Below are 17,474 nucleotides of genomic sequence, written 5' to 3'. Positions count from 1 at the left end.
ATTAATGCCAAACAAAAAGACAAAAATCGTAGCGACATTAGGTCCTGCAACTAGCAACAAGGAGGTTTTAAAAGCCATGTTAGATGAAGGTGCCAATGTATTTAGAATCAATTTTTCTCATGCTGATTATCAGGATGTAGAAGAACGTATTCAAATGATAAGAGAACTCAACGAAGAGCATGGCTACAATGCCTCAATTTTAGGGGATCTTCAAGGCCCTAAATTACGAGTAGGGATCATGAAGGGAGAAGTTATTGTAAATGAAGGTGACGAAATTATATTTGCCACAGGCGAGCGATTTGAAGGCACCAAGGAACGTGTATACATGACTTATGATAAGTTTCCTCAAGATGCAAAACCAGGTGAACGCATTTTACTAGATGATGGAAAACTAATTTTCGAAGTCGTTTCTACAGATGGTGAGTCTGAAGTAAAAGCCAAAGTTATACAAGGTGGGCCACTAAAATCTAAGAAAGGTGTTAACCTTCCTAATACAAACATCTCACAACCCGCGTTAACAGAAAAAGATATTGAAGATGCTATTTTTGCGATAAAGCAACGTGTAGATTGGATTGCACTGTCATTTGTACGTCATGCTGAAGACTTAATGGAATTAGAGGAATTAATTAAGGAGCATACTGATCATAAAATTCCGATTATTGCCAAAATAGAAAAACCAGAAGCTGTAGAGAATATCGATAAGATTGTCGCCTATTGTGATGGTTTAATGGTAGCTCGTGGTGATTTAGGAGTTGAAATTCCTGCTGAAGAAGTACCATTAATTCAGAAGAAATTAGTGTTAAGAGCTAAACGTGCTAGAATACCTGTAATCATTGCTACGCAGATGATGGAAACTATGATTACAAGTTTAACACCGACACGTGCAGAGGTAAATGATGTCGCCAATTCTGTAATGGATGGAGCAGATGCCGTAATGCTGTCTGGTGAAACCTCTGTTGGGCAATATCCCGTTCAGGTTATTCGTCAGATGTCTAATATTATTAGAAGTGTCGAAGATTCTCATTTAATTGAAGTACCACAATCACCACCACATATACGCACGAAACGCTATATAACAAAAGCCATTTGTTATCATGCTGCAAATATGGCTAACGAAATTAATGCCAAAGCGATTTCTACATTAACAAACAGTGGTTATACCGCTTTCCAGATTTCAGCATGGAGACCGTCTGCACATATTTTAGTATTTACCTCTAATCAACGAATACTTACTCAATTAAGTTTACTATGGGGAGTTAAGGCCTTTTATTACGACAAGTTTGTAAGTACTGATGAGACCATAGAAGATGTTAATGCCATTGCTTGTAAAAAAGGGTACTTAGAAGTTGGTGATATGCTTATTAGTTTAGCTGCTATGCCAATACAGGCGAAAGGTATGGTAAATACACTGCGTGTTACTGAGATTGAGAGTTGTAGTTTTTAGAAGGTTAGCTAAGTTCGTTGAAATATTTTAGAAAGTCAAGTCAACGAATAATTTAAAACTCAAACTTTAACTGTACACTAACAGAGATTTTATCTTTTTTTTCAGCCTTAGTTTTGCTCGATTCTGTATTTAGGTTCGATAGAGAAATGCCTAAAAGTCGTACTGAATTCTTCAATTTCTCTTGGTATAGAAGATCCTTTGCAGTTTCTAGAATTATGATTTTATCATATACAAAATAGGGCAGAGTTTTACTGCGTGTTTGTAAGGTAAAGTCGCTATATTTTATTTTTAGAGTGATAGTTTTACCTGCAATATTGCTTTTATTTAGGCGCTTGGCTACTTCCTCTGCTATATGTTCAAGTTTTTCGAGCATAAAAATTTCTGATGATAAATTTTCACTGAAGGTGCGCTCTGCGGCTAAAGATTTTCTAATACGATTTGGTTTCACAGGACTGTTGTGTATGCCTCTTACGATATGATAATAAGACTTACCTGATTTACCAAAATGAGTTTCTAAATATTCAGCAGATCTAGACTTTAAATCTTTACCAGTAAAAATGCCTTTTTGGTACATTTTTTCTGCGGTTACTTTGCCAATACCAAAGAACTTTCTAATATCTAAGTCTTCTAAGAACTGTAAGACATCTTCTGGATTTACCGTCTTTTGTCCGTTTGGTTTATTGTAATCGCTTGCAATCTTTGCAATAAACTTGTTGATTGATATGCCTGCGGAAGCTGTTAAGCCTACTTCACTGAAAATACGTTGTCTTATTTTCTGAGCAATAAAAGTCGCACTAGGGAGCCCTATTTTGTTTTCTGTGACATCTAAATAAGCTTCATCTAACGACAGAGGTTCTACCAAATCAGTATAATCGAAGAATATTTTTCTAATGCGATTAGAAATTTCCTTGTAACGCTCAAAATCGGTTTTTACAAAAATTAGATCAGGACAAAGTTTTTCTGCCAATCTACCAGACATGGCACTTTTTACACCAAATTGTCTGGCTTCGTAACTTGCAGCGCTTATCACACCACGTTTTCCGCCACCACCAACAGCTATAGGTTTACCTTTAAGTTCAGGATTATCCATTTGTGCTACAGAAGCATAAAAGGCATCCATATCTACATGAATTATCTTTCGTATTGGTAAGTCTTCAGCCACAACACAAATTTATAATATCTTTGGTCATATTGTTAAGCACACCTATGAAACTTATCTATGTTCTTCTCTTTTTAATAATAGCGCTCTTTATATGGTCGGCTATACATCCTTATGAGTATTTTACCTGGTTTTTAGAAGTGTCGACAGTACTAGTCGGTATTATTATATTAGCATTGACATTTAAGCGATTTAGATTTACTAACCTACTTTTATATTATTATATTTTTTCATTGCGTAATACTCATAATTGGCGGTCATTATACCTATGCTGAGGTACCATTATTTGATTGGATACAAGAAACGCTTAATCATAGTCGTAATAATTACGATAAGCTTGGTCATTTTGCTCAAGGATTTGTACCAGCTATGATTGTAAGAGAAATATTGATTAGAAAAGCTGTCGTAGAAGGCAACAAATGGCTTAATTTCATTATTGTTTGTATCGCCATGGCTATTAGTGTGACTTATGAATTTATTGAGTGGTTTGTATCTTTAAAAACAGGTGAAGGTGGCGATTCGTTTTTAGGAACTCAAGGTTATATTTGGGACACACAATCAGATATGCTTTTTGCTACGATTGGAGCCGTATGTGCCTTGATATTATTAAGCCATATACATAATAAACAGTTGAAGGAATTAGTGTCTAAAACTTTGACATAAGGTAAATATGATTGAAATAGAACGTAAATTTTTAGTGAAATCAGAGGCGTTTAAGGACGAAGCGTTTAATAGTTATACCATTAAGCAAGGGTTTTTAAATAGTCATGAAGACCGTGCCGTCCGTGTTAGGTTGAAAAATGATGAAGGGATTTTAACCGTAAAAGGAAAATCTTCAGATGATGGGTTAACACGATTTGAATGGGAACGTAAAATTTCAAAATCTGATGCTGAAGATCTCTTACAACTATGCGAAAAAGGCATTATTGATAAGCAAAGATATGAAGTAAAAATAGGCAAACATATTTTTGAAGTCGATGAGTTTTTTGGCGACAACAAGGGTTTAGTTATAGCAGAAGTAGAGTTAAGATCTAAAGATGAGATGTTTACTATACCCAGTTGGTTAGGGGAAGAAATTACAGGAGATATTAAATATTACAATTCACAATTAAGTAAACAACCCTATAAAATTTGGAAATCATGAAAAATCTATTGATATGTATGATCTTATTTAGCCTTTTAGGATGTAAAAATGAAGAAAAAGTTAGCGTACCAGAAATTAATACTAACGAAGAAGTTGTGGATACTGTATTCGATAATGTAGAGACTATTCATGAACAATCCATGGCTCAACTAAAAGCTAAACTTGTTGGAGAAGGTTATCAGGTTTTTGATTATGTTGATGAGAAAACAAAAGAGACCACTTTAATGCAGCAATATTTCATTGCATTTTTAAAACGAGGACCAATAAGAAATCAAAATGAAGAAGAAGCCAATCGTCTACAGAGTGAGCATGTGTCGCATTTATCTAAAATGTATGAATTAGGTTATGCTGATATTTCTGGACCATTTGGAGATGATAGAGATATTAGAGGGATAACCATTTATAATGTACCAACACTAAAAATGGCAGATAGTCTGGCTAATGCCGATCCAATGGTAAAAGCAGGACGATTAATTATTGAAGTCCATCCATGGTGGGGAGCAAAAGGGTTTCCTTTACGATAAATAAAAACGCACTGAGTTTTCAGAGCGTTTTTATTTATGTATATAAATTATAGTTTATTCTGTTTCAGAACCACCACTTACAATAATAAACTCTGAGCGTCTATTTAACTGGTGCTCATCGTCTGTACAATTTTGGCCACACTTAACTTTTAAATCACTTTCACCTTTTCCTTCGGCAGTAATTCGTGATTCATCAATACCTTTAGAAATCACATATTGTTGCGTGCTTTTTGCTCTACGCTGTGATAGTAATTGGTTATAAGACTCAGGTCCTCTACTATCTGTATGAGAAGTTGCGTTAATGACTAACTCTGGATACTTTTTCATAATTTGAACCAACTTATCCAATTCAAATGCAGCTTGTGCAGTGATATTAGACTTATCGAAATCAAAGTAAATTGGAGCCAATTCAATCTTATCTGCAATAATTAATTTTTCGATAGGATCTAGTGATATCTGTACATTAACTTCCTCTTCGTTACTACCTTTCACAACAACTTTTTTGCTGTCATAATCATCAATAGTTACTTCTAATTCAGTGTCTTTTTCGCATTCAACAATAAACTCAGCAATTCCATCTGCATTTGAAGTTTTTGTAACAATCATATTACCTTCAGCATCGTAAAGAGAAACCGAAGCTCCACTTAAAGGCTCACGTGTTTTATCATCTAATACAGTTGCTGTTACTAATACATCGCAAAGCGGTTGTAATTTTTTAAATGCATAAACATCATCACTTCCTTTACCACCTTCTCTATTAGAAGATACAAACCCTTCTTCAGCTTCTTCGTCTATAGTAAAAGCAAAGTCATCGGCATTACTATTAATTGGAATACCAACGTTTCTGATTGGTGCTATTTTCCCATCTATTTCTTTGGTGTAGAAGACATCCAAACCACCTAATCCTAAGTGACCATTAGACGAAAAATAAAGGGTATTAGTACTACTTATATAGGGGAACATTTCTTGTCCCTCTGTATTTACTTTCTGACCCATGTTTTGTGGTTCACCAAGAGTACCATCTTCATTGATAGCGGTCTTATATATATCAAAGTTACCATAACCACCTGGCATGTTAGATGAAAAATACATGGTTTTACCATCTGTACTTATCGAAGGATTTTTAACAGAATAGTTTTCGCTATTTACGGCTAGACTTTCTACTGTGTCCCAATCAGATCCTAATTTAGTGGCTTTAAATAAATAGAGTTGGCTATAACGTACTTTACTGATAGAGTCCTTTTCATAATCCTTTTCAAAATAACTTTCTCTAGAGAAATACATTGTTTTACCATCCGGAGCAAACGCGACTAAACCTTCATGAAATCTCGTATTGATTTCATCATTCATTAAAGTAGCAGCTTGGTAAGATCCATCAGAGTTTTGAGCCATAGAATAAATGTCTAAAAATGGCTCTTGATTCCAACCATACGTCTTACGATTATCATTACGACTAGACGTAATGTATAATTTATCATCGTACATAGTCCCACCAAAGTCTGATTGCTCAGAATTAAAATCGGCATTCTGAACATTAAACTTTTTGCCTCTTTCTAAAATTTTAGGTAAATAATCAGGATTTTTTCTAAATGCTGTTGCTCTGTCATCAGCCGGACGCATACTGGCAAATTTTTCCATTTGCTCATTAGATTCAGCATATTTTCCATTGGCTTTTAGCATTTGAGAATACTTATAGATCATTTCTGGTTCTTGTGAGGATTCTAATGCCTTAGCATACCAGCGTTCTGCTTCTACGGTATTGAAGATGTTATAGTAACTTTCGGCTAATTGCCTGTACACATAACTATCACCTTTACCATTTTCGATTAACTTATTATAGCTTTCTGCGGCTTTAACGAATTCGAATCTTGAAAACTGTTTGTCAGCTTTTTTAGTGTCTTTATTCTGAGCAGTTAAGCATAAGCTACTCATCAACGTAATAAATAATAATGTTTTAAAGTTTTTCATAATAATCTTTAGCTTAACTGATTAAAAGTATCTTGGTGAACGTGAAACTCGTTTTGGAAAATTAAGGTCAAATAACAGCATCACTTCATGAGATGCTGGTGCATAAGCCTTAATATCTGAAGTTACGGCATCATAGGCATATCCAATTCTAAGAGATGGCGTAATTGCAAAATTCACTAACCCAGAAAAAGAATCGTCTAATCTATAGGAAGCTCCAATTTCAAACTTCTTATAGAACCTTGCATTAACATTTACGTCAAATGATGTTGGTGCGTCAAACGCAGATTTAACCATAAATGATGGTTTAAGTTCTGTATTAGGAGATAAATCAAACACATAACCACCTGTTAAGAAATAATGCTGTGTTTCAGACCCAATTTTAAAACCATTGGCATCTAGGTGTACCGAAGATAATAAGTTGGGCACAGATAGTGACAAGTAATATTTATTCGTGTAATAGAAAAAGCCAGCACCAATATTTGGTGTCGTTTGATTAATATTTTCACTAAAAAATGGATCTGTTTCATCAATGAGATCTAAGCCAGTTAAACCTATGTCATGAAACGTAGCACCAGCCTTAATACCGAAAGCTAGTCGATGTTCACCACCGAGTTGTAAGGTATATGAAACATCGGCATAGACATTAGTTTCTTTTACTGGTCCAATTTGATCTGCAATTAGTGATAATCCTAATCCAAGATTGTTACCAATAGGTGAGTGACCGAAAAATGTACCTGTTTCAGGTGCACCATCAATACCAGCCCATTGTGTTCTGTATAATAATCCGAATGACAAATTCTCGCGAGAACCTGCATAAGCCGGATTTATGATATTCATATTATACATGTATTGCGTGTACTGCGGATCTTGTTGTCCATGCATTTGAAACGCCAAAAGCAAAACCGCTATAATAGAGAGTTTTTTCATGTTATATTTTAAGTTGATTCAGTTAGTCAATTATCTGTTAATGTATACCCAAGCGCTACGCTTTTTAGTTCCGCCTTCGTATATCACTGTATAGAAGTAAGTACCTACAGGTAATTCTTCACCGTCATTGGTTTGCCCTACCCACTCATCTGTGTAGTTCTTTTTAGAATATACCAGAGTACCGTTTCTATTAAATATTTCAAGTTTAGTTACATCAAAACTACTAAGGTCAAATCTATCGTTTTGTCCAGGTGTAACTCCAGGTGATATACCTTCAGGGAATATACAAGCATCTAGCTCAGCAACAGTCGTTGAAACCGTATTAATGCAGCCAGTTGCATTAAAGCTTATCTCTGCAGAGTAATCTCCTTGAACTAATACAGAATCTAATGTTAATCCATTAGCACCTGCTATAGGAGAACCATCCAGCAACCAAGTTACAGTAACATCTGCTTCTGTAAAGTTAGACGGTATTAAACCTATACTAACCGGTACAGTTGCATTTGGACACACTTCATAATCAAATTGAGGATCAAAAGTTGCCAATGGTACTACATTAATTACAAGATTAAATGAGGTTGTGTCATAACAACCAGTAACAGTGTTTTGTGCACGTACAAATATAGTTTCACCACTACTAGTGTAAGGGCTTGTAAGAGCTCCTACATTATTGTTAGCATCGTCCTGAGAATTATGATATGTAATCACAACATCTGGGTCTGTACTAACGTCTGGATCAACAGACGTTAAATCAAAATCTGTAACACCATCTACTGCGCCATCAAGATCATCACAAACCACAAAGTCTGCAGGTTGATTTATTGGCGGACGTGCTGTAACTAAAAGCTCTACTTCAGATAATTGTCTACATCCTAGGAATCCAGCAGTTGCTGCATCAGTATCTTCTACTCTAATAATTAAAGTTTCACCAGATGAATTATAAGGAGAGTTCACTGCGTTAATAGCTTGGTTAGCATCGGCTGTATTTGTATAGTAACTTACCGTAAAATCTGCTCCAAATCCTAGAGATGTAGTTAAGGCATCAAGGTCAAAGTCTTCAGTACCATCTCCCTCAGGTCCATCACAAACTGTAATGTTTTGAGGATCTACTGTGCCAGGATCTTCATAAAGATTTATAATAACGATTTGAGAGGAAGCTTCAGCTCCACACTGCTCATCAAAGGCCTGTACTTGATAGTTGGTAGAACCATAACCAAAACCTCCAAGAGGTACCGTTAGTGTACTTGAAGTTTCGCCTATTATTTCAAAACCGTCTTCAAACCATATGTAAGAATCAGCAAATGGGGAGTTAGTTTCGATTGTTACTTGGTCAAAACCACAAACGGAAACCTCATCAACTTCATTAGGATCGTTATTAGGATCTATAAACACATCATTACTTACGACTTCAGCAGATATTTCTGCTTCAATAGTACCACCATCAACAGTGCCTGCGTTGGTTTGAGTAATTGTAATTATTCCTGGATCATCAGAGAAATTTGTTACTAATAATAAATAAACTTCACCAGTTTGAGCGTTATTAATCGTTAAATTTTCCGTTGAAACAAACGAGTAACTACAGTCTACGATATTCCCAAAAGGATAGAAATTTGGACTTGTTGTATTATTTGGACAATCTCCAGGTGTAGGACAACCATTATCTAAGCCGTCACAAACTCCTTCAACAGAAGTAAATGGTCCCCAAAGCACAAAATCTACATCTAAACCTCCACCTGTGGCGTCAGTTTGAGCAATTTCTATTTCAATTAATCCAGGGTCACCAATTTGGATGATATTCCAAGTTGGGTTAGGAGCACTACTTAAACATGCTATGTCAGATGGATTTGGAATTCCAATAATGTTAGAACTCACAAGAGCACCACCTACGGAACAGAAGTTTTCTGCATTTTCACAAATAATATTTGTTGGTGCTTCTCTAATACATAAATCGAAAGTTGTTGTTTCTGGTTGACTACCGCCACTAAAAACTCTTAGGTAGTACGTATTACCAACCGTTATAGAAGGTGTAACGCTAGATTCGTTAGGTGAACAATATAATTCTGTTAACGATCCACAACTTCCTTCATATAAAGCATGGTCAATGTTAAATGTTCCACCTGCTATATTTAAAATAGAAATAATTTGTACTTCACTCAATGCTGTGAACTCAAACCAAACATCGTCGTCTGGATTTCCTGCACAACTACTAGCATCCACACCAGAAGGTGTTGCTGCTAAGATAGTTCCAGAAGTTAATAGATTACAAGTTTCACCATCATTTACAACGGCAATTGTTGCCATATCACATTCATCATTGTCTGGTGGACATGCTAATACCGTAAAGAATTCACTGCTAATGACACAATTATTATCCTGTTCGTTAGTCACAAAAACTTTTACACTTGAGCCAAAAGGGAATGGGCCAACCTGATAAGTTCCAACAGCCGTTGCTTGAATAGTTGAAGCGTCAAAGTTATTAGATAATTCTAAAGAGGCTGCATCTCCTAAATCAGTTACATCAACATCTATAAAGAACTGATCATTATCACAGTCTGGTGCTGTTGTATATGTTGCTTCAGCAAGTGTACAATTCAGCTGTTCGACATTTACAGTGAAATCTAATGTCACACCAAACGAACCATTAAAACATGGATTTGGTGGGTCTTGACCAAAGTCTGCACTACCAATTCTCATCCTATGTTCACCTAATGGCGCTGTTAATGGCATTATAAATGAAGCGTCAAATGTTGTTGGGTTATCATTGGTAGTTTCGCCTTGGAAGACAAGTTCAGTATCGTCAAAAACTAAATCATCATTGAAATCTATCCATATATTAACGTCATATGTAAATCCAGTAGCGAAATCAATAATTAAATTTGTTTCTACACCTTGGAACACATTAACTACAGGAGATGTTTGATTTTCATACGTTACATCACCTAAACTTGGGAAGTCAGTAACTCCAATGGTTACGTTAGTGACTCCTTGTCCATCATTACTTGTTGGAATAGATGCACAATAACCTGTAAAAAATTCAAAAGGTCCTGTCCAAGAGCTAAAATCTCCTGGTCCACAAACAGCCTGTACATAAAATTCGTAACTCGTATCCGGTGTTAGACCATTTAGCGTATGTGGATTAGTAACATCACTATCTATAGTGCCTGTGCCTAATGTAAAACCGGCAATTCCATACTGTACGTTCCATAAGCTAGCAGTACCATTATCAGTCCAACCAACTTCTGTAGACGTTAAACTTAAGTTAGTTGCCGTTAAGTCTGATGGTTCAGGACATGTAGGTATATTTCTTACCTTGAAATTATCCACAAAAATATCGTTGTCTGCTGCGTCATCTACAGTACCTTCAGAACCGAGTATACCAAATTGTACTATTTGACCAGCATAAGCTTCTAGAGTAACAACGGCAGTTTCACCGCCAAGAGGTACAACAGAAGTGCTATCATAAGTTAATAGTGGAGTCCATGTGGCTCCGTTATCAGTAGTAATTAAAAGTTGAACCGTATCATCAGAACCTAAAGTACCAACAGTTGTGCTACTACCAAATGTCATAATTCCGAAATCAAATTCTACCTGAAACGGACCACCAGTTAAATCAAATTGTGGTGATAATATCCAATCACTCTTAAATGCTTGCCATAAGTTTATTTGGTAAGCTCCAGTAAAACCATTATTTAGAAAACCATCATCAGCCCAATCACCACCACCTAGACCTATTGGTCCCGTGGTCGCATCACCATCACTGGCTTCATTCCAACAGTTAGGAATTATGGTTGCGAAATTTTCTTGATAGTCTGGCACAAAGACGTCGCATAATGTGGTAAAAGTTGCAAAATCATTGAAGTCACTAGTATCGCCTCCTCCACAATCTGCTTGAACGTAGAAGTCGTAAGTTGTACTAGCCGCTAGGCCTGTTACAACATATGGGTTAGTTACACCAATTATGGTTGGCACACCCGTTGGCGCATCGCCAGATGGTACAATTTCTATGTTCCATAATGTAGCCGTACCGTTTTCAGTCCAAGACAACTCGGCGCCATCAAGTGTTTCATTTGTAGCTGCTAAATCAACAGGGAATGTACAAGATGGTCCTTCTTCTATACAAACATCTGCTGTACCTGTTTGACCATCTCTCCAGATTACAGCGACATATGTGTTACCTGGTGTTAATCCACCAATGATACCAGAATCATCACCTGTATCTAATGTATTATTGGTACATGCTGAAACTGCTGTTCCACCACACGCATCGAATACTTCCAAACCAATATTGTCTGCAGCACCACTAAAATTAAAAATTACCGATCCAATAGCAGGTGCAGTAAAACTAACCCAATAACCAAAGTTACCAAAACCATCACAACTTGGGTTTTCACCATTTGCATCTATATCCTCAGCTAGACTAAAATCGAAAGTCACAGGTGTTGCAGTAGCACAATCTGCCTCTACTGTCATTGCAAAAGCATTAGCACATGTTCCACCTGGTGTTGCGGTTACAAAATTAAATGGACCAATGAAATTAGATGTCCCTGAACCATCGCAGTCTGATTGTACATAATAGTCATAAGATGTTCCTGCTGTAAGACCTGTTAAGTTGTAAGGATTAGTCGTAACTCCTGTCAATAAAGTACCTGAACCCTGAGTAAAACCAGCTGGTCCCCATTCTATATTCCATAAAGCAGCAGAACCAGTTTCTGTCCATTGTAAATCTACCATAGTTTCCATAATGTTAACTGCGGTCAAGACATCAGGATCTGGACAACTAGGAGGTGTTTGAGACGTTATAGTTGGTGCATCAAAACAAAAACCCCATTCAAAACCAGCTCCTCCACCAGGACCATCATCATAGAATGCTATTCTATATTGAAATCCAGATAATTGAGTCGCAGTAAATCCTGCGATATTCAGTTGATTGCTTGTAAAACTATCTCGAGTACCATTACAGAAATTATCTGTTGGCTGGTCTGCAGTAGCAACAAATTGCTGCCAAGCCACCCAGGTGCTTGTATCTGCATCCCAATATTCTAAGTTTAAGGTATCACCTAAGTCATTATAGGTATAGTCCACATCTAAAAACAACCATGTTTCTCCAGCAGCAAAAGCAGCAGAAAGATCAATAACAGGCGATTCTGCAGCGATATCGTCATCACTGGCTCCACCTGCATCGTCATCATCAAATGCAAAATTAGCCGTAAGTGTAGGATCTGCTTCAAATGCATTAGGATCTACATTGTAAATTCCCGTAACAGTCCAGTTGGTATTTGGCCATGCAGCAGATTGATTTATTACTTGTGCACTTAACGCTAAAGAGAAACACATAAGCAATAAAAAGAGAGTAACTTTTTTCATTAGTAATCGGTTTGTTAGTAATTATTTAATCCTTTATAATACACTGATTATGAAGGAGTTTATTAGTTAATTATAAAATAGAGACTTGGTTGAACATTAGTTACGTTGGTTAGGCGTTTTTATTATGTTCATTCGAATATATAAAAATTGGTAATTAACACTCTGTTAACAATGCTATAATAGATTAACTACCTTATTTATCGATAAAAAGACCATTGTGGTAATTGTGCTATTGCCACTGAAGTTCAATGAAAATAGGGAAGTGATCACTATAGCCACCTTTGTATTTTTTACCTACATAAGTTCTAAAAGGTTGGCCTTTGTATTTGCCATGATATAGTGTTAGCTTTTTACTATTAAAGACATCAGCTTTTTTTAATTCTAAATCAGAATTTTTGGAGTCAAAGAAATTTTGTGAGATGAGTATTTGGTCAAATAAATTCCATTGAAAATCATGGTTTAAACTTCCTTTATCATAAGACTATACTGTTTTAAATGGATTGTACAATCCACTATCTTCTTCTAATTGTATAAGACTTTTATTGTCTGGGTTATCATTAAAATCTCCCATAACAATGATTTTTGCTTTAGGGTCTTCAGCTTTAATTGATTTGATAATAGATTTTACCTTATTAGAAGCAGCTAGTCGCTTATGTTCCGTTTCCTTTTCACCTTCTCTTCGGGAAGACCAATGGTTGACTAATATACTTATATTTTCATCCATTAGTCTTCCCTGAACTAAGAGAATATCTCTTGTATAGTCGCGCTCACCCGTATCTGTTTGTAAATACACGGAAAATGTTTCAGTATTAGTAACCTTAAAGAATTCATCTTTATAAAGAAGAGCAACATCAATTCCACGCTCATCAGACGAGTTATAATGAATATAACTATACTTTTCTTTGACAAGATTTTTACTACTTACCAAATCTGATAATACTTTTTTATTCTCAACTTCAGCGACACCGACAATCACAGGAGCATGTTTGGTATCTTCATCTCCAATTTTAGAAATGACACTTCCGAGTTTTCTTAATTTGTTTTCATAGCGTTTTGGTGTCCACCGTTTTACAGAAGTAGGTAAAAAATCATCATCACTAGTTAAAGGATCATTCTCTATATCGAATAAATTTTCAATATTATAGAAAGCTAAAGTGAAAGTTTTAGAATTATTGTTGCGCATGGCAATAAATATATGATTTTAAAACCTTATACTAAATAATGCATTTGCTTAACTTTGTACTTTGATTTATTTATGATAGAAAAAAAGAATATAGCGTTAGAAAGAGTTGTACTTATAGGGATAATTACGCAAGATCAGAATGAAGAACAATCTAAAGAATATTTGGACGAACTCGAATTTCTGACTTATACAGCAGGAGGTGAAGTGGTAAAACGATATACCCAAAAAATGACCATGCCTAATCCGAAAACCTTTATTGGTACTGGTAAAATGGATGAGGTAATGCATTTTGTTAAGGATAATGACATAGGAACAGTGATATTTGATGATGAACTATCTCCAGCTCAAGAACGAAATATTAGCAAAATTTTAAATTGTAAAATTTTAGATAGAACTAATTTAATTCTTGACATTTTCGCACAACGTGCACAAACCAGCTATGCCAGAACACAAGTAGAATTGGCTCAATGTGAATATTTATTACCAAGACTTAAAGGAATGTGGACTCACCTTGAACGTCAAAAAGGAGGTATTGGTATGCGTGGACCTGGTGAAACTGAGATTGAAACGGATAGACGTATTGTTAGAGACAAAATAGCATTACTTAAAGCTAAAATTAAGACCATTGATAAACAAATGGCTGTACAACGTGGCAATAGAGGTAAGTTAGTGCGCGTTGCATTAGTAGGTTATACCAATGTTGGAAAATCTACTTTAATGAACGTTATTAGTAAAAGTGAAGTTTTTGCAGAAAATAAACTCTTTGCCACTTTAGACACTACTGTAAGAAAGGTGGTTATTGGAAATCTTCCTTTTTTGGTTAGTGATACGGTAGGGTTTATAAGAAAGTTACCAACACAATTAGTAGAGTCATTTAAAAGTACTTTAGATGAGGTTAGAGAGGCAGATTTATTACTACATGTGGTAGATATTTCGCATTCTAATTTTGAAGAACACATAGATTCTGTTAATCAGATATTAGATGAAATAGATAGTAAAGATAAGCCAACAATAATGGTCTTCAATAAAATCGATGCTTATAAGGCGGAGCCTTTTGATGATGACGATTTAGTTGAGGTTAGAACTAAAGCCAATTATACCATTGAAGAGTGGAAAAAAACATGGATGTCTAGAATAGGTGATAATGCCTTATTTATTTCTGCATTGAATAAAGAAAACATGGATGAGTTTAGAAAACGTGTATATAAAGAGGTAAGAGAAATTCACGTAACCCGTTTTCCTTATAATCACTTTTTGTACCCAGATGTTGAAGATATTGAATAAAAAAGAGGTCTAATTTAGACCTCTTTTTTCTGATTAATTTCCAATATTTATTAGAATTTATAGCTTAAACCAATTGTATAGTAGCTCTGTAAGTCATTATCTGCATCTTCTAAATCTACACCTTGAAAATTAGCTGCTTCTTGTTGATTGCTTCTTAATGCAAAATCAAAACCAACACCAATCATTTTCCATAAAGTATAACTAAATGAGTTTGTCCACGTCCAGTTTGATAAGTCGCTAGACTTGTAGCTTTGAAATGTCGAGAAATTTGTTTTTAAGTTAATGGCTCCAAATGATCTTGTGTAGTCTGCAACAATTTTTGCTCCAAATGATGAATCAAAAACAGTATCTCCACTTGAGAAAACAAAATTGTAGTTTGCGGGATGTATAACAACAATAAGATTTTCAATTGGTGTCCAAGTTGCGCCAAATCCAAGATCTAAATATCCAGGATCATTAAAGTTATCTAAAAGTGTCGTTCTGTATTCCATTAAACCAGAAATAGCCCACTTTTCGCTTAATTTACGTCCGTAAAGTGATGATAAGTTAAATACATCTGTTGTAGGATTGAATTCATCACTATCTAAATCTGTATCCGTATTATCTAACTTTACCCAGTTTAAATTTGTAGTTAATGCATTTCTCCAAAAGAATTTATCTTCAATTAAGTTAGCATAACCGTTAACTGTAATACCAATATTACCAGAATTGTTATTTGGTGCTCCTTGTGCATACCAATTTTTAAAATTTGATAAACTACCACCAATAGTACCGAAAGCACCAACACGCCATCCTGGTAGTGCATCAATTTGTGCTTGAATTGCATCAGCTTCTCCTTGTAACTTGTCTGCCTCTGCTTGTTTTTCTGCTTTTTGAGCTTGCAATTCTTCTTTTGTTTGTGAAAAACCAAAAGAAATAGCTAACATAAAAAATGCTGATAAAAGTAATTTTCTGTTCATAATAAATTACTTAGTTATAGTAAATATTTGTTGTTGATAATCTGCAAATATAAGTTTTATCCTTTTATTTTAATAAAATGCGATGGCATATGACACTGAATCTTAGACCTAAGAATCTTTGTAAAGTCACAATTTTAATAAAATTATTTTCTTTTAAATAAAGGTACTGAAGAACACGCTTCACCAAACATTATTGATTTGGCAACTGGTTTAAGTTTTTGTGACAGCAAGACTAAGGCATTTGAAGGCACAGGTTTGTTAGAGCAGCCTTTTATAATTACTGGTTTATCTGCAAATTCTGAGACGTCTAATTCTGATATAATTGTAGAAAAGATTATTGACTCTAAATGCATTAGAGAGCCAATTACAGTCAGTTTAGAATAGTCTTGCAATTGAATAGAAATCAACATATAGGCCCAATCTGGCACAATAGCATCAGTTGAACAATAAAGAGCAACATAACAGTCTTTGAATTTACTCCAATCGAATTCAGAAACATAAGCTCTAAACTCTTTTTCTCGTAATACTAGGCCTTCGAGTAACCAATCTTTAATATCAAAGTGAATACGTTCACCACTAGGATAGAAGTCTTCAAGATCAATGACTTTTAATTTGCTGTTTGCAACTCTATTTATAATTTCATCCGCCATATTTATAGCATCCCAAGCTCTAATTTCGCTTCTTCACTCATTAAGTCTTGTGACCAAGGTGGATCAAAAGTAATCTCAACTTCTGCGTCTTTAACTTCATTGATAGACTTTACTTTTTCTTCAACCTCTAAAGGCAAAGTTTCGGCCACCGGACAATTTGGTGTCGTTAATGTCATTAAGATTTTTACTTCAGAATCTTCATTAACAAAAACATCATATATTAATCCTAATTCGTAAATATCTACTGGAATTTCCGGATCGAAAATCGTTTTCAAAACTCTAACAATTTTATCTCCTAGTACGTTTGTATCTATAGTTATATCACTCATTTTAATTCAATTGTGTTTGGTATGCAATAGCATACATTTTTAGTTGTTTTATCATACTCACAAGACCATTAGCCCTTGTTGGTGATAAATGCTCTTTTAGACCTATTTTATCAATAAAGTCTGTGTCTGCTGCGATAATATCTTTAGGATGTTGATTAGAAAATACACGAATAAGGATTGCAATTATACCTTTTGTAATTATAGCATCACTATCTGCTGTAAACTCTACTTTATCGTCATTCATATTCGCATGAACCCAGACTTTACTTTGACAGCCTTTAATAATATTATCGTCAGTTTTATATTGTTCTTCAATTAGCGGAAGGGTTTTACCTAAGTCTATCATATACTGATAGCGTTCCTCCCAATCTTCAAACATAGAGAACTCATCTATAATATCATTTTGAATGTCTTCAATAGTCATAATCATTGTCTTTAACACAAAATTACAAAATCACTGTTGCTTTACCACACTTTCTTTTATCGATAACACTTTATTAACTAAAGCTTCAATTTCTTGAGGAGGATGACCATGATCA

The 17,474-nt window shown here is 35.1% G+C and carries 13 protein-coding genes and 1 pseudogene; 5 read left to right on the top strand and 9 right to left on the bottom strand.

Features of this window, described 5'->3' with window-relative positions; all coding sequences use genetic code 11:
* Positions 1 to 4 precede the first annotated feature (4 nt).
* The gene (pyk, locus tag ACTG3Y_RS08510; RefSeq protein ID WP_439152500.1) at positions 5 to 1,444 is read left to right on the top strand and encodes a pyruvate kinase; all 1,440 of its coding nucleotides are present in this window, start codon (positions 5 to 7) and stop codon (positions 1,442 to 1,444) included.
* Between the two features lie 52 nt (positions 1,445 to 1,496).
* Here the strand turns inward: pyk and dinB are convergent, their stop codons facing one another.
* Entirely contained in the window at positions 1,497 to 2,606 is a 1,110-nt protein-coding gene (dinB, locus tag ACTG3Y_RS08505; RefSeq protein ID WP_439152499.1) for a DNA polymerase IV, read from the bottom strand.
* Positions 2,607 to 2,819: 213 nt separating this feature from the next.
* Between dinB and ACTG3Y_RS08500 the strand changes: the two genes are divergently transcribed.
* Genes ACTG3Y_RS08500 through ACTG3Y_RS08490 form a run of 3 tightly spaced genes read left to right on the top strand, consistent with a single transcriptional unit; the run spans position 2,820 to position 4,271 of the window.
* Positions 2,820 to 3,266 (top strand): DUF2238 domain-containing protein, encoded by a 447-nt coding sequence (locus tag ACTG3Y_RS08500; RefSeq protein ID WP_439152512.1) that lies wholly within the window; start codon positions 2,820 to 2,822, stop codon positions 3,264 to 3,266.
* 7 nt (positions 3,267 to 3,273) lie between these two features.
* The gene (locus ACTG3Y_RS08495; protein WP_439152498.1) at positions 3,274 to 3,747 is read left to right on the top strand and encodes a CYTH domain-containing protein; all 474 of its coding nucleotides are present in this window, start codon (positions 3,274 to 3,276) and stop codon (positions 3,745 to 3,747) included.
* Positions 3,744 to 4,271 (top strand): YciI family protein, encoded by a 528-nt coding sequence (locus tag ACTG3Y_RS08490; protein WP_439152497.1) that lies wholly within the window; start codon positions 3,744 to 3,746, stop codon positions 4,269 to 4,271. Before ACTG3Y_RS08495 ends, ACTG3Y_RS08490 begins: the two co-directional genes overlap by 4 nt.
* Before the next feature lie 54 nt (positions 4,272 to 4,325).
* Here ACTG3Y_RS08490 and ACTG3Y_RS08485 read toward each other — a convergent pair whose 3' ends face one another.
* The 4 genes and pseudogenes from ACTG3Y_RS08485 to ACTG3Y_RS08470 all read right to left on the bottom strand — a co-directional run bounded on the left by ACTG3Y_RS08485 (position 4,326) and on the right by ACTG3Y_RS08470 (position 13,713).
* On the bottom strand, positions 4,326 to 6,239 hold the full coding sequence (locus ACTG3Y_RS08485) for an OmpA family protein (RefSeq protein ID WP_439152496.1): 1,914 nt from the start codon (positions 6,237 to 6,239) through the stop codon (positions 4,326 to 4,328).
* 21 nt (positions 6,240 to 6,260) lie between these two features.
* The gene (locus tag ACTG3Y_RS08480) at positions 6,261 to 7,166 is read right to left on the bottom strand and encodes a PorP/SprF family type IX secretion system membrane protein (RefSeq protein ID WP_439152495.1); all 906 of its coding nucleotides are present in this window, start codon (positions 7,164 to 7,166) and stop codon (positions 6,261 to 6,263) included.
* Between the two features lie 30 nt (positions 7,167 to 7,196).
* Positions 7,197 to 12,530, bottom strand: coding sequence for a fibronectin type III domain-containing protein (locus ACTG3Y_RS08475; RefSeq protein ID WP_439152494.1), 5,334 nt, complete (start codon positions 12,528 to 12,530; stop codon positions 7,197 to 7,199).
* A gap of 229 nt (positions 12,531 to 12,759) precedes the next feature.
* Positions 12,760 to 13,713 (bottom strand): annotated as a pseudogene (locus tag ACTG3Y_RS08470) (endonuclease).
* A 72-nt stretch (positions 13,714 to 13,785) separates the two neighbouring features.
* On the opposite strand from ACTG3Y_RS08470, the gene hflX reads away from it, so the two are divergent.
* Positions 13,786 to 14,997 (top strand): GTPase HflX, encoded by a 1,212-nt coding sequence (gene hflX / locus ACTG3Y_RS08465; protein ID WP_439152493.1) that lies wholly within the window; start codon positions 13,786 to 13,788, stop codon positions 14,995 to 14,997.
* A gap of 50 nt (positions 14,998 to 15,047) precedes the next feature.
* On the opposite strand, the gene ACTG3Y_RS08460 is transcribed toward hflX, so the two are convergent.
* From ACTG3Y_RS08460 to ACTG3Y_RS08445, 4 genes are all read right to left on the bottom strand, one after another.
* Positions 15,048 to 15,956: a DUF3078 domain-containing protein gene (locus ACTG3Y_RS08460; RefSeq protein ID WP_439152492.1), complete on the bottom strand. Its 909-nt coding sequence runs from the start codon at positions 15,954 to 15,956 to the stop codon at positions 15,048 to 15,050.
* A 143-nt stretch (positions 15,957 to 16,099) separates the two neighbouring features.
* Positions 16,100 to 16,606, bottom strand: a complete 507-nt coding sequence (locus tag ACTG3Y_RS08455) for a DUF2480 family protein (RefSeq protein WP_439152491.1) — start codon at positions 16,604 to 16,606, stop codon at positions 16,100 to 16,102.
* Positions 16,607 to 16,608: 2 nt separating this feature from the next.
* The gene (locus tag ACTG3Y_RS08450) at positions 16,609 to 16,935 is read right to left on the bottom strand and encodes a DUF59 domain-containing protein (RefSeq protein WP_439152490.1); all 327 of its coding nucleotides are present in this window, start codon (positions 16,933 to 16,935) and stop codon (positions 16,609 to 16,611) included.
* 1 nt (position 16,936) lies between these two features.
* Positions 16,937 to 17,359, bottom strand: coding sequence for a SufE family protein (locus tag ACTG3Y_RS08445; RefSeq protein ID WP_439152489.1), 423 nt, complete (start codon positions 17,357 to 17,359; stop codon positions 16,937 to 16,939).
* Between the last annotated feature and the right edge of the window lie 115 nt (positions 17,360 to 17,474).

Origin of the sequence: Winogradskyella sp. (assembly GCF_965656915.1) — a bacterium.
In the GTDB taxonomy this organism is placed as follows: Bacteria; Bacteroidota; Bacteroidia; order Flavobacteriales; family Flavobacteriaceae; genus Winogradskyella.
Note: the sequence above shows the minus strand (reverse complement) of the source record. Positions and strands in the feature narration are given on the sequence as shown.